We start from the raw sequence: 12,884 nt of genomic DNA on the forward strand, positions 1-12,884 counted from the left end.
GGGCCATCGACGAGCGCTAGCCTCTCGCGCATGGCACTGGTCCGACGCAATGTCGTCCTCGGCACCTCCAGCAACCGGGTCGTGGCCGCCGCCACGGTCGCACCGCAGAACCTGGCCGTCCCGCCGGACCAGGACGTCACCCAGCGCATCCCGGCCCAGCCGACCGCCGCGTCGGGCGGGGTCCCCGGGGTGACCGCGGTCCCCGGGGAGGTGGCCGGCGCCGCGGTCGCCGTCGGGCCCGACACGCCCCCGGCCGCGCCCGGCAGCGAGGCCGCCGCGGTCGCCACCCAGCCGGCCAGCGTCGGCTCGCTGATCGTGGCGTTCGCGCTCGTCGCGGCGGGCGGGGCCGGGTCCTGGGCGCTGTACCACTTCGGCATCAACGCCGACGAGATCCACCTGCCGGACGCGACCGCCCTGTTCGGGGTGCTGTTCGCGTTCGCCACCGCGGTCGAGCGCGTGCTCGAGCCCTTCGCGCGGTTCATGCCCGGCCAGCACGCCAAGGGCGAGCTGGAGAAGGCGGTGGCGAACATGGCGAACAAGTACCACGACGCCACCCTCGACGACCTCGTCCAGGTCGCGCACGCGAAGTCCATGGTGGACCGGGGCCGCGCCGACCGGGGCCTGATCTCCTGGGGCATCGCGGTCGCCCTGGCCACCGTCGCCTCCGCGTCCGGCGGGCTCTACCTGCTGCACTCCATCGCGGGCGACGGCTGGCAGGGCATCCCGGTGTGGATCGACGCGATCATCACCGGCGTGGTGGTCGGCAGCGGCACGAAGCCCCTGCACGACGTCATCAGCAAGGTGCAGAAGAACAAGGAGAAGTCCGAGGACGCCACGGCCGCCTGAAGCTGCCGCGCTCCCTTCGGTCGCTCCCCGTTGGGGGAGCTCCGCTCCACCCAAACCCCCTCGCACACGTTGGCCGAGCGGCTAGAGCACCAGCAGGCCGTCGGTCTGTCCGCGCTCGGCGAGCCCGACGAGCGCGGACTCCGCCTCCAGGAACGGCAGATACGGCAGGTCCGGCGGCTGGGAGCGCAGCACCTGGGTCGCGTGGTGGGCGGGGACGGCGCCGGACGGGTAGGCCCGCGCGCACCGCGGGTCGACCTGCCCGTGCCGGGTCGCGAACCCCGCGACCGCCTCCCACTCGGCCAGCGGCGCGGTGGTCGGCAGCGTCACGCCGGGCGGCTCGGGCAGCACGTCGACGGCGGTGAACGGCTCGCTGCCGGCCAGCCACCACGAGACCGCGCGGACGGCGGCGCGCAGGGGGTGCTCGCACCAGTACGGCACCAGCCCCGCCCGCACCACGTGCCACGGGTCCAGCAGCCGCCCGCACTCGACCACCAGCCGGTTGCCGGTGCGGTGGCCCGCGCGCAGCCAGTCGCGGTACAGGTCGGCGACGGCCCCGCTGAGCACGTCCGGGTGCCGGTAGAGCACCTGGCGCACAGGGTGGCCGTGCGCGGCCGCGAACCGGCGCAGGTCCTCGACGAGCCCGCGGTCGACGCTGCGCTCGCAGTCGCTGTCGACCGGCCGCTCCCCGAGCACCGCGGCGTCGCGCCGGTCGAGGTAGTCCTCCGGGGCCAGGCCCGAGGCGCGGCTGCCGAGCTGGAAGGCGTACCCCGGCTGGCCCGCCACGGTCGCCCAGCGCCCGACGTCGCGGGTCACGATGACCGGCGCGCCCGGGCGCAGCCGCTCCGCGATCCAGTCCCGGTAGGCGTCGGGCAGGCGCTGCCAGCGCACCACCGAGTACGCGGCCGCCGCCGTGGACCACCCGCGCCACACCGGGTCGTAGACCTGCCGCACCGCGACGTCCGGGTTCGCGGCGAGGACCGCCCGCGCACCGCGCTCGCCCGCCTTCGCCGCGGCCGTGTTGTCGGCGGCGGTACTGCCCGTGCTCCGCTCCCGCACCGCGAGGTCCGGCGTGGCCAGCTCGAACCCCGCGGGCAGCCACGGCACCCCGAGCGCCGCGGCCAGATGCAGCGCCGCGCCGTGGGGCGAGCCGATGACGAGGCCGTGGTACCGCCCGGCCGGCAACTGTCCCGTGAGCCACCGGGCCACGCCCCCGGCGTCGACGGCGGACTCCGCCGCCCGCCCCGCGGCGCTCCATCGCGGGGCCGCCACCACGGGCCGGGGCACGCCCCGCCGGTAGGCCAGTCCCCGCCCGGACGCCATCGCCAGCGCGATCCCCAGCCCCGTGGGCCATTGCAGATCGACATCCCGCGCGGTTTCGGCCCGCCGCCTCATGCCGTTCCCACCAGATCCCCCCAGAAACGTTTTTCGTGCAGCGGTCCTGCCCAAGGTCACGATCCCTAAACCCCTGCCGTGGCGCGCCGGGACCCGAACCCGTAGACTCGCTACACATGAAGGCGGACGCGCTACGGGGGCACCTCGACGCACTCCTGCTCGCGGTGCTCGACGGCGAACCCCGCCACGGCTACGCGATCATCGAGGCCCTCCAGGAGCGCAGCGGCGGCTCCCTGACCCTCCCCACCGGCACCGTCTATCCGGCCCTGCGCCGCCTCGAGCGCGCGGGCTACGTGGAGAGCGCCTGGTCGACGGTGGGCGGCCGGGAGCGCCGGACCTACCGCCTGACCAACGCGGGCCGCAAGGTGCTGACCGAGGAGCGCTCGGCCTGGCAGGAGTTCACCTCGACGATCGGCGCGGTCCTGATGCCCCCGGCGGCTCCCGCCTCCTAGGCCCCGCTCGCCTGACCCGCTCGCCGGCCTCCCCGGCCGCGGGCTCGTCAGGCGGCGACCGCGGCCCGCGCGTGCACCGCGAACTGGAAGCAGCGCACCGACATGAGCCCGGCATAGCCGAAGGCGGCGAGGTTCCCCGCCATCCCGAGGATCACCGGCGGCCAGGTCGCCGCGGCCGGCCACTGGTAGATGCTGAGCCCGAACACGGCCGCCCCGAGCAGCGCGTGCGGCCCGAGGAAGGTCATCGCCCCGAGCCCGACGAGCCGGGTGTACCGCACGCCGTCGCGCAGATACCGGCTCCCCCACGAGAACCCGAGCACCACGAGCGCCGCGACGCCGGCGGCCACGAACGACGTGTACTTGAAGTGGTCGACGAGCACCCAGTAGAGGTGCGAGGCGTGCTCGTTGACGCTCCACGGGCTGTCCCACCACATGAGCGGCGCGAGCACGTTCACGAGCGGCAGCGCCAGCGCGATCCAGGTCGCGGTCCGCCGCCCCTGCTGCGCGGCGAGCTCGGCCTGATAGGCCGGCGCGACCTCGTCCAGCGTCCCGAACTCGGCCACGGCGGCGCGCTCCGCCTCCGCTGCGCCGAGGCCCGCGTCGGCGTGCGCGGCGGCGGCGTCCTCGAGACTGTGCCGGGCCTCGGTGATCATCTCCGCGCGCATGCGCCCGGGTCCGCGCAGCGCGGCGGCGAGGCCGTCGACATACGCGTCGATCGGTCCGGTCGCGGGCCGCGGCACCCCCTTCACGCGCTCAAGAATTGCACAGCGCCCCGCCGCAAGGCCAGAAGCCCTGCCCGACCCGGGACCATCGTCACCCCGTGACGCGGCCGTCCGCGACGGTCACCACGTCGTCGAAGGCGGTCAGGTCGGCGCGGCGGTGGGTCACCACCACGACCGTGCGGTCCCCGGCCGCGCGCAGGGCCGTCGCCAGCACCGCGTCCGCGGCCGCCGGGTCGAGGCCCTCGGTGGGCTCGTCCAGCAGCAGCACCGGCGGCGGGTCGACCAGGGCCCGGGCCAGCAGCAGCCGCTGGCGCTGCCCGCCGGAGAGCCGCCCGCCGTCCTCCCCCACGAGCTCGTCCAGCCGGTCGGCGTAGGCGGGCAGCCCGGCCGCGGACAGGGCGGCCCGCAGGTCGGCGTCGCCGAAGCCGGCCCGGCCGAGAGTGAGATTCTCGCGCACGGTCGCGTGCAAGACGTACGCGTCGGCGAAGACCCCGCCGGCGACCTGCCAGGGCTCGGCCCCCGGCGGGCGGCCCTCGATCCGCCCGTCGCGCAGCGGGACCGCGCCCGCGATCGCGGACAGCAGCGTGGACTTCCCGGCGCCGCTCGGGCCGACGACGGCGACCCGGCGGCCGGCCGGGAGGACCAGGTCCACATCGGACAGTGCGTCGCGGCCGCCGTGCGGATAGCGCACCGTCACGCCGTGCAGCCGGACCGAGACCGGGTCGCGGCAGGCCCGCAACTCCTGCGCGTCCGGTGCATCGGGTGCGTCCGGCGCGCCCGTGGCCACGAGCTCACGGACCCGGCTCAGGGCGCCCCGCACCTCGGCCTGGCGCGCGGCGGCCCCGGCCAGCGGCACGACCACCTCGCCCACGCTCAGCGCCACGAGCGCGAGCACCGGTGCGGCGGAGCCGGACACGAGGGCGGCGACGGCCAGGGCGGCCGCCGCCGGCACGACCGTCGCGGCCGCCGAGACGACCGCCCCGGCGGCCGCGGCGCGCGTCTCCAGGCGGGCCAGGCGCCGCGAGCGCTCGGCGGCGGTGGCCAGGGCGGCCGGCATGGCGCCGAAGGCGAGCAGCTCCGCGGCGCCGTGCGCGATGTCCACAGTGGAGCGGGTGACGTCGCCGCGGGCGGCGGCCAGCGAGGCGGCCGGGCGGGACAGGGCCTTGCCGAGCAGGGGCAGCAGCAGGCCGGCCACGAGCAGGGCGGCGGCCAGCACCAGCGCGGCCGGCGGCGAGACGACGGCGAAGGCGGCCACGGCGGCGACGCCGACGACGGCGGCGGTCGCGGCGGGCAGGACGGCCCGCAGCAGCAGGTCCTGCACGGCGTCCACATCGGACACCACCCGGCTGAGCGCGTCCCCGGCCGCGGGCGCCTCGTTGCGGGCGGCCAGGGCGGCGAAGGAGCGGGTGCGCAGCGACGCCAGGACGCGCAGGACCACGTCGTGGCCGGCCAGGCGCTCGGCGTACCGGATGCCGCCCTTGAGCAGCGCGAACGCGCGCACCGCGGCGATGGCGACGGCCAGTGCGGCCAGCGGCGGCTGGTCGGCCGCCCGCACGATCATCCAGGTCGCGGTGCCGACCAGGCCGATCCCGGCGGCTTCCGTCAGCACGGCGAGGAGGCCGGCGAAGGCGAGCCGCAGCACCGCCGGCGGGTTCAGCATCACGCGGCCACCACCGGGCTGCGCGACTCGGTCAGGCGGCCGTCGACGGTGACCGTGCGCGTGGCGATCGACAGCAGGGCCGGGCGGTGGGCGACCAGCAGCGCCGTGCGGCCGGCCGCCAGGCGGGCCGCAGAGGCCACGACCGCCGCCTCGCTGGCCGCGTCCAGGCGCGCCGTCGGCTCGTCGAACAGCAGCAGCGACGCGTCCGTGCGCAGCCAGGCCCGCGCCATGGCCAGGCGCTGGCGCTGGCCGCTGGACAGGCCGTGCAGGGCGAGGTCGGTGTCGTAGCCGGACGGCAGCGCGCGCACGAAACCGTCGGCCTCGGCGGCGCGCGCGGCCGTGACCACCTCGTCCAGGCTCGGCCCGGGCGCGCCGAGGCGGATGTTGTCGGCCACGGTGCCGGCGAACAGGTGCGGGCGCTGCGGCAGCCAGGCGAGCCGGGCGCGCCAGGCCGCGAGGTCGAGGGCGGCGAGGTCCACGCCGCCGGCCAGAACGCGGCCCGAGGTGGGCGTGGTGAAGCCGAGCACCAGCGAGAGCAGCGTGGACTTGCCGCCGCCGCTCGGGCCGACCAGGGCCACCCGGTCGCCGGGCTCGATCGTCAGGCTCGCGTCGCGCAGGGCGAGGACGTCGCCGTAGCGGACCTCCACCCGCTCCAGCACCAGGGCCGCGTCCGCCGGTGGCAGCCGGGCCTCGGTGGTCGCCGGGCTGCCGCCGGGGCCCGGCGCGTCGTGCAGCACGGCGTGGACCTCGGCGGAAGCCGCGAGCCCCTCCTGGCTGGCGTGGAACCTGGTACCCAGGGCGCGCAGCGGCAGGTAGGCCTCGGGCGCGAGCAGCAGCACGGCCAGCGCGGCGCCGAGCGTGAGGCGGCCGTCCAGCAGCCGCAGCCCGACGGGCACGGCGACCAGCGCGACCGAGACGGTCGCGACCAGCTCCAGCACCAGGGCGGACAGGAACGCCAGGCGCAGGGTGCGCATCGTGGCGCGGCGGTACCCCTCCGCGTTCTCCCGCACCCGCCGCACGTACGCGCCCGCGCGGCCGTGCGCGCGCAGGGTCGCCAGGCCGCGCACGGTGTCGAGGAAGTGCCCGCCGAGCCGGGAGAGCTCGTGCCACTGGCGCTGGGTGCGGGCGCCGGTGGACCGGCCGACGAGGATGCCGAAGACCGGGATGAGCGGCAGGGTCAGGGCGACGGCGACCGCCGAGGCGAAGTCGGTCACGGCGAGCCAGCCCAGGGTCGCGAGCGGGACGAACGCGGCCAGGAAGACCTGCGGCAGGTAGCCGGTGAGGTATCCGTCGAGGCCGTCGACCCCGCGGCCGGCCAGGGTCGCGAGCTCCCCCGCGCGCTGCCCCGACAGCCAGGCGGGCCCGCGCCGCGCGGCCGCGTCGAGCAGCTGCTCGCGCAGGTGGGCCTTGACCGCGGCGGCGGACCGCCCGGCGACGGCGCTCAGCGCGCCGGCGTGCAGCCCGCGCAGCAGGACCGTCACCGCGCCGACGACCAGCGCGGTGCGGTCGAGCCGCCCGCCGGCGGCCGCGGCGAGCAGGGTCGCGAGGCTGACCGCCTGCGCCACGACGAGCACCGCGGCGATCAGCGCCGAGCCCGCCAGCACCAGCACATAACGCCGGACCGGCCCGAGCCGCAAAAGTCTTCTGTCCACGTGTCGCGCCGCCCTACCAGTACGGAGACGTCCGGCGCCGGAACAGCCACCAGCAGGCGGCCTGGACGGCGACGAGCACCGGAAGCAGCGGCGCCGCGCCGAGTGTGAGCAGCCGCAGCGTGTCAGCGCCCGCGGCCGCGCCGTCGACGGTCACCGTCGCGCCCGGATCCAGCGTGGACGCTAGCACGCCCGGGAACAGCGCCGACGCGGCCGCGACGACGGGTAGGGCGCACGCCACAGCGGTCGCCGCGAACGCCATCCAAGGCCGGGGCACCCACCCGGCGACGATCACCGCCGCCACGGCGACGAGCGCGAGCACGGTGCCGGCGACCGGGTTGCGGATGCCGGCCGGGGCCGCGAGCCACCAGCCGCCGAGCGCCAGCGCCGCGACCCCGCCGGCGAGCAGGGGCAGGCCCGGGCGCAGCGGCCGGCCGAGCTTCCAGTGCAGGTACGCCGCCCCGTGCGCGAGCACCAGCAGCACGTTGGCCGCGGCCGTGAGCCACACCATCGGATCGGCGAAGGGCGCGAGGCCGTGCACGTGGCCGTCGGCGCCGATCGGCACGCCGTGCAGCAGCACGCCGAACAGCAGGCCCCAGGCCGTCGCGAGGGTCAGCCCGGCCGCGGGGATGAGCACGTCGAAGCCGCCCCGCCGCCGGGCCCGGCCGCGCAGCTGGACGCCCGCGCTGAGCGCGGCGAGCCCGAGCACGGCCGCGACGACGGCCGGGTACGCGGCGGTGAACAGCTCCCCCTCCAGCCGCGGGAACGCGGCGATGAGCACCCCGGCGGCGCCGACCGCCCAGACCTCGTTGCCGAGGAACATCGGGCCGAGCGCGTTGAGGGCCTCGCGGCGCCGGTCGTCGCCGCGCAGCGCGGGCAGCAGCATGGCCACGCCCTGGTCGAGCCCGCCGAGGACGAAGTAGGCGACGGACACCGCGCCCAGGATGACGTACCACATGGTGCTCATACGAGGGCCTCCTGCCGCTGCTCGGCGGGCTCGGGCGCGAACGCCTCGCCGGGTGGTCGCGCCGCGGCCCGGGCCAGCAGCCACCAGTCGAGGAGCACCAGCGCCACGACGAGCGCGGAGAAGCCGAACGTGGACCACCGCAGCGCGCCCGCGCTCATCGGGGACACGGCGTCGGCGGTGCGCAGCAGGCCGTACACCGCCCACGGCTGCCGCCCCTCCTCCCGCACGAACCAGCCGGCGATCGCGGTGAGCATCGGCACCGGGATGAGCGCGGTGAGCAGCCACGACATCGGCCGGGCCCAGCGGCGGTGGATCAGCGCGTCGCGGAAGGTGAGCGCCTGCGCCACGGCGAGGACGAGGAACAGCAGGTTGGCGATCTGGATCATGAGGCCGAGCGCGACCCCGACGTTGCCGCTGACGAGGTAGTCGCCCGGGCCGAACCGCTGCACCAGCTCCGCCTGGCGCTCGAGCGCGGTGTCGCCGCGGCCGGCCATCTTCATCGGCTGACTGGCGTCGATCCAGCCGAACTGGGCGTAGCCGAAGCCGATGGTGAGGAAGGTGCCGATCAGCCCGACCCGGATGCCCAGCCGCAGCGAGCGGCGGAACAGCTCGAAGTCGTCGGTCCTCGCGCGGCGCAGCCGCCAGGCCGAGACGCCGGCCACGAGCACGCCCCCGGCGATCATGGTCGCCGAGACCGCGTGGGCCAGGGCGAACCACAGGGCGCTGTTGGTGAGCAGGGCGCCGAAGTCCGTGAGCCGGGCGGTGCCGTGCTCGTCCAGGGCGTACCCGACCGGGTGCTGCAGGAACGCGTTGCTCACGAGCACCCAGAACGCGGAGAGCAGCGCGGTCGCCGCGGTGCCCCAGATCAGCGCCAGGTGCAGCCGCTTGCCGAGCCGCCTCCAGCCGAAGATCCACATGCCGAGCAGCGTCGACTCGAGCACGAAGGCGATGAGCGTCTCCAGCGCGAGCGGCGCGCCGAACACGTCGCCGGTCAGGCGGGACAGGCCGCTCCAGTTGAGCCCGATCTCGAACTCCATGACGAGCCCGGTGGCGATGCCGACCGCGTAGTTGATCGCGTAGAGCTGGCCCCAGAAGCGGGCCATCCGGCCGTACACCTCCTGGCCCGTGATCGTGTAGCGCGTCTGCATGACGGCGACGAGCACCACGAGGCCGAGCGTGACCATGACGAACGTGAAGTGCAGCGATGCGGTGAGCCCGAACTGCGTGCGGGCATACTCCAGAGCGCTCATACGTCGTCCCCCGACATGTACCCTACCGACATGTTGGCAGACTACACGTAGGCGGGCGCAACAAAAAGCGCCCCCTCGATCACGAGGGGGCGCTGCTGAGCAAAGACTCAGGAAGCGGTGCGTCTCGATGCGACCCGGGCCAGCTCGACCAGGGCCTGAGCCCGGGCATACTCGGCCGGGGTGAACTCGGGGGCGGGCCGGCGCACGTAGAGCGTGCCACCGGCCGGGTCCTCCAGCTGCATCCCGGTGGCCGTGAAGCCGCCGGCGCCGCTGGACCGCCAGGAGATGTCGCAGTCGCCGAGGAGCGCGGCCAGGGCCTCCTCCAGGTCGCAGCCGCCGTCGAGGACCTTGGTGGCCAGGGCCAGCACGCGGGTCGGCTCGTCGATCAGCCCGCGCACGTCGGCCGGCGCGATCCACGGGTCGCGGCCGCGGCCGCGCCGCACGGCGTCGGCCAGGGCCGCGGCGGTGAGGTCGTCGGGCGCCTCGACCAGGAAGTCGTCCACGGCACCGGCCTCGGTGGTGTGCACCTGCACGGAGAGGATGTTGACCTTCCGCAGGGCCAGGCTCGCGGTGAGCACGGAGAGGAAGCCGGGCCGGTCGTCCACCGTGGCCCGGATGCGCCAGAGCGCCATCACCGGGACCTTGTGCCGGCGGGAGCGGGGGTTCCGGCAACGGAACTCCCCGCCTCACCCGGTTCCGCCAAACCGGGCCCCGCCAGCCGTTCCCCCAACACAGATGCGGTTGCACCGACCAGCTGCGCCAGCCGTTCCACCTCGGAACCGTGGAACGGTGGTGCTCCAGCGTCGCCGTCCGCCCCGCCGCGTCCGACAACAAGGACCAGACCTCCGCGCTGGAAAGGCGCGACAGCGAGATGAACGCCGTCAGCTGCACTCAACGCACGGGGCCGGAGTGGTGCGATGTCCACCTGTGGGGGGACATCCGGAGCGCGCCAGCTCGCGCTGACCACCGAGACGTCGGACCAGGCCTGGGCACGCGCGCCGCCGCCCGCCCAGTCGGATCCGACTCTGATCGCCACCGCCCAGTCCGCGCCGAACAGTGCGGGCGCCGCGTCCACGACCGTCGCCAGGCCGTGTTCCGGGTTCGCCGCCACCTGTCCGATCAGCGCGACCTCGCGGCCGCTGCACGGCTCCGAGAGCTCGGTGCCGCGCCACACACCGTCCAAGCGCACGCCTGGGATCGCCGCCAGTCCGGTGAGCACGCGGTCGACCGGGGCCGAAGCCGGCCATGCCACGGTGAAGTCGTCCACCGCACGGCCGCTGACCCGTTCCAGTACGACTACCGAAACGATGTCCGCGCCGACCACACCCAGCGTCCGGGCAACCTGCCCGAGTGAGCCGGGACGGTCGGGCAGCGCAACTCTCAGCCTGAGCAGCATGTGAGTCGACCTCCCGTTCGTCCTTGGGCCGAGGTGCACGCCGCCGTTGGTGTACGCCTTGCTCTCCCTTACTGCGACCAGGTTGCCTACCGCGAGTTTCCGCGCCGTTTCGCAGCGGTGTCGATGCCGGAACGTTTCCCCGGGGTGTTTCCGCACTGCCAGTGCGGAATTATTCGTGACGAATCACCCCCGGTCGCTTGACAGAGAACGTGTCTCAACCCTGGACTGATCGGATGACCACCCCGCCCGGTCTCGACCTGCCCCGCCTGCAGTCCTACCTGGACGAGAAGGCCCCCGGCCTGGTCGGCGCGCCGCTGGCCGCCGAGCTCGTGGCCGGCGGCCGGTCCAACCTGACCTACGTGCTCAACGAGGCCTTCGTCCTGCGCCGCCCGCCGCTGGGCCACGTGCTGGCCACCGCGCACGACATGGCCCGCGAGTTCCGGGTCATCTCCGCGCTCGGCCCCACCCCGGTGCCCGTGCCCGAGGCCCTGCTGCTGTGCGAGGACGACTCGGTGCTCGGCGCGCCGTTCTACCTCATGGCCCGGGTGCCCGGCGTGGTGCTGCGCCACCGGGCGCAGACCGACCCGCTCGGCGAGCACAGCCGGCGCCAGGTCGCCTTCGCGATGATGGACACCCTCGCCGAGCTGCACCTCGTCGACCCGGCCGCGGTCGGGCTGGCGGAGTTCGGCCGGCCCGAGGGCTTCCTGGAGCGCCAGGTCCGCCGCTGGAGCAAGCAGCTCGAGGGCTCCCGCAGCCGCGACCTGCCCGCGGCCGACACGCTGCGCGAGCGGCTCGCCGCGACCATCCCGGCGAGCCCCCGGCCCGCGATCGTGCACGGCGACTACCGCCTCGACAACCTCATCGTCGACCCGGACACCCTGCGCGTGGCCGCCGTCCTGGACTGGGAGATGGCCACGATCGGCGACCCGCAGACGGATCTGGGGCTGCTGCTGGCGTACTGGAACGTGCTGGACCGCATCAAGACCGGCCGCAACCCGATCGCGGACGGCCTCGGCGCGGCGGCCGGGTTCCCCAGCGGCGACGAGCTGCTCGAGCGCTACGCGAGCCGCGCCCCGCTCAGCGACGACCTGCACTGGTACGTCGGCCTGGCCTGCTACAAGCTCGCCGTCGTGCTGGAGGGGATCCACTACCGGTACACGCGGGGGCAGACCGTCGGGGCGGGCTTCGACGAGATCGGCGACCTGGTTCCGCCCCTGCTCGAAGAGGGCATCGCAGCGATCAACGGAGAGAGCTGATGGACTTCGGTTTCGACCAACGCACGGCCGAGCTGCACGAGAAGCTCACGGACTTCATGGACGAGGAGGTGTACCGCGCCGAGCCCGTCCTGGAGCGGCAGCTGGCCGAGGCCGAGGACCCCTGGGCGCGCCCCGCGGTCATCGAGGAGCTCAAGCGGTCCGCGCGCGGGCGGGGCCTCTGGAACCTGTTCCTGCCCGACGCCACCCACGGCGCGGGGCTGACGAACCTGCAGTACGCGCCGCTGGCCGAGATCACCGGCCGCAGTCCGAACCTGGCCCCGGAGGCGCTCAACTGCGCGGCCCCCGACACCGGCAACATGGAGGTGCTGGCCCAGTTCGGCTCGGCCGAGCAGCGGGACCGGTGGCTCAAGCCGCTGCTGGAGGGCCAGATCCGCTCGGCCTTCTGCATGACCGAGCCCGACGTCGCCTCCTCCGACGCCACCAACATCGCCACCCGCATCGAGCGCGACGGCGACGGCTACGTCATCAACGGCCGCAAGTGGTGGTCCTCGGGCGCGATGAACCCCAACTGCCAGATCCTCATCGTCATGGGCAAGAGCGACCCGCAGGCCGAGCGGCACCGGCAGCAGAGCATGATCCTCGTACCGCGCGACACCCCCGGCGTCACCGTCAAGCGCGGCATGCACGTCTTCGGCTACACCGACGCCGCCCACGGCGGGCACGCCGAGGTCGTCTTCGACAACGTGCGCGTCCCCGCCGACGCCCTCATCGCCGGCGAGGGCCAGGGCTTCGCGATCGCCCAGGCGCGGCTCGGCCCGGGCCGCATCCACCACTGCATGCGGCTCATCGGCATGGCGGAGCGCGCCCTGGAGCTGATGTGCGGGCGGGTCAGCCGGCGGGTCGCCTTCGGCCGCCCGCTCGCCGAGCAGGGCGTCATCCAGGAGTGGATCGCCGAATCGCGGGTGCGCATCGAGCAGGCCCGCCTGCTGGTGCTCAAGACCGCCTGGCTGATGGACACCGTCGGCAACAAGGGCGCCCACACCGAGATCCAGTCCATCAAGATCGCGGTGCCGTCGATGGCGGAGTGGGTCATCGACAAGGCGATCCAGGCCCATGGCGCGGCCGGCGTCAGCCAGGACACCCCGCTGGCCACGCTCTGGTCCAGCGCCCGCACCCTGCGCCTGGCCGACGGCCCGGACGAGGTCCACCGCGCCTCCCTGGCCCGGCGCGAGCTGCGCAAGTACAGCTGAGGCCGGGTCCGGCGCGGCCCGCACGGAACGCGACCCGTTCGACCGCCGATCGTGCAAGGCGGCCGCGCGTTCGAGCAGGCGAT

The 12,884-nt window shown here is 75.1% G+C and carries 12 protein-coding genes; 4 read left to right on the plus strand and 8 right to left on the minus strand.

The annotated features are described in order from the left end of the window. Positions 1 to 30 precede the first annotated feature (30 nt). Positions 31 to 846 (plus strand): hypothetical protein, encoded by an 816-nt coding sequence (locus AC6JBM_RS34895; protein ID WP_497978222.1) that lies wholly within the window; start codon positions 31 to 33, stop codon positions 844 to 846. 81 nt (positions 847 to 927) lie between these two features. On the opposite strand, the gene AC6JBM_RS34900 is transcribed toward AC6JBM_RS34895, so the two are convergent. Further along, positions 928 to 2,238, minus strand: coding sequence for a hypothetical protein (locus AC6JBM_RS34900; protein ID WP_497978223.1), 1,311 nt, complete (start codon positions 2,236 to 2,238; stop codon positions 928 to 930). A 116-nt stretch (positions 2,239 to 2,354) separates the two neighbouring features. Here AC6JBM_RS34900 and AC6JBM_RS34905 point away from each other — a divergent pair, with 116 nt between their 5' ends. After that, positions 2,355 to 2,690 carry a PadR family transcriptional regulator gene (locus tag AC6JBM_RS34905; protein WP_433084737.1) on the plus strand — a complete coding sequence of 112 codons (336 nt, stop codon included), beginning with the start codon at positions 2,355 to 2,357 and terminating at the stop codon, positions 2,688 to 2,690. Positions 2,691 to 2,737: 47 nt separating this feature from the next. On the opposite strand, the gene AC6JBM_RS34910 is transcribed toward AC6JBM_RS34905, so the two are convergent. The 7 genes from AC6JBM_RS34910 to AC6JBM_RS34940 all read right to left on the minus strand — a co-directional run bounded on the left by AC6JBM_RS34910 (position 2,738) and on the right by AC6JBM_RS34940 (position 10,334). Then, positions 2,738 to 3,439: a permease prefix domain 1-containing protein gene (locus AC6JBM_RS34910; protein WP_497978224.1), complete on the minus strand. Its 702-nt coding sequence runs from the start codon at positions 3,437 to 3,439 to the stop codon at positions 2,738 to 2,740. Between the two features lie 64 nt (positions 3,440 to 3,503). Next, positions 3,504 to 5,072: a thiol reductant ABC exporter subunit CydC gene (gene cydC, locus AC6JBM_RS34915; protein WP_497986577.1), complete on the minus strand. Its 1,569-nt coding sequence runs from the start codon at positions 5,070 to 5,072 to the stop codon at positions 3,504 to 3,506. Continuing rightward, complete coding sequence (gene cydD, locus AC6JBM_RS34920; protein WP_497978225.1) at positions 5,072 to 6,724, minus strand: thiol reductant ABC exporter subunit CydD; 1,653 nt, start codon at positions 6,722 to 6,724, stop codon at positions 5,072 to 5,074. The genes cydC and cydD overlap by 1 nt, the downstream gene beginning before the upstream one ends. A gap of 13 nt (positions 6,725 to 6,737) precedes the next feature. Next, the gene (locus AC6JBM_RS34925) at positions 6,738 to 7,688 is read right to left on the minus strand and encodes a cytochrome d ubiquinol oxidase subunit II (RefSeq protein WP_497978226.1); all 951 of its coding nucleotides are present in this window, start codon (positions 7,686 to 7,688) and stop codon (positions 6,738 to 6,740) included. Continuing rightward, the gene (locus AC6JBM_RS34930; protein ID WP_497978227.1) at positions 7,685 to 8,938 is read right to left on the minus strand and encodes a cytochrome ubiquinol oxidase subunit I; all 1,254 of its coding nucleotides are present in this window, start codon (positions 8,936 to 8,938) and stop codon (positions 7,685 to 7,687) included. Before AC6JBM_RS34930 ends, AC6JBM_RS34925 begins: the two co-directional genes overlap by 4 nt. A gap of 107 nt (positions 8,939 to 9,045) precedes the next feature. Further along, positions 9,046 to 9,570, minus strand: a complete 525-nt coding sequence (locus AC6JBM_RS34935) for an ACT domain-containing protein (protein ID WP_497978228.1) — start codon at positions 9,568 to 9,570, stop codon at positions 9,046 to 9,048. After that, positions 9,570 to 10,334 (minus strand): ACT domain-containing protein, encoded by a 765-nt coding sequence (locus AC6JBM_RS34940; protein ID WP_350621774.1) that lies wholly within the window; start codon positions 10,332 to 10,334, stop codon positions 9,570 to 9,572. The genes AC6JBM_RS34935 and AC6JBM_RS34940 overlap by 1 nt, the downstream gene beginning before the upstream one ends. A 233-nt stretch (positions 10,335 to 10,567) precedes the next feature. Here AC6JBM_RS34940 and AC6JBM_RS34945 point away from each other — a divergent pair, with 233 nt between their 5' ends. Together AC6JBM_RS34945 and AC6JBM_RS34950 are read left to right on the plus strand one after the other, a co-directional pair. Then, positions 10,568 to 11,590 (plus strand): phosphotransferase family protein, encoded by a 1,023-nt coding sequence (locus tag AC6JBM_RS34945; RefSeq protein WP_497978229.1) that lies wholly within the window; start codon positions 10,568 to 10,570, stop codon positions 11,588 to 11,590. Beyond that, complete coding sequence (locus AC6JBM_RS34950) at positions 11,590 to 12,801, plus strand: acyl-CoA dehydrogenase family protein (protein WP_497978230.1); 1,212 nt, start codon at positions 11,590 to 11,592, stop codon at positions 12,799 to 12,801. Before AC6JBM_RS34945 ends, AC6JBM_RS34950 begins: the two co-directional genes overlap by 1 nt. The last annotated feature ends 83 nt before the right edge of the window (positions 12,802 to 12,884 follow it).

This window comes from Dactylosporangium thailandense, assembly GCF_059739745.1.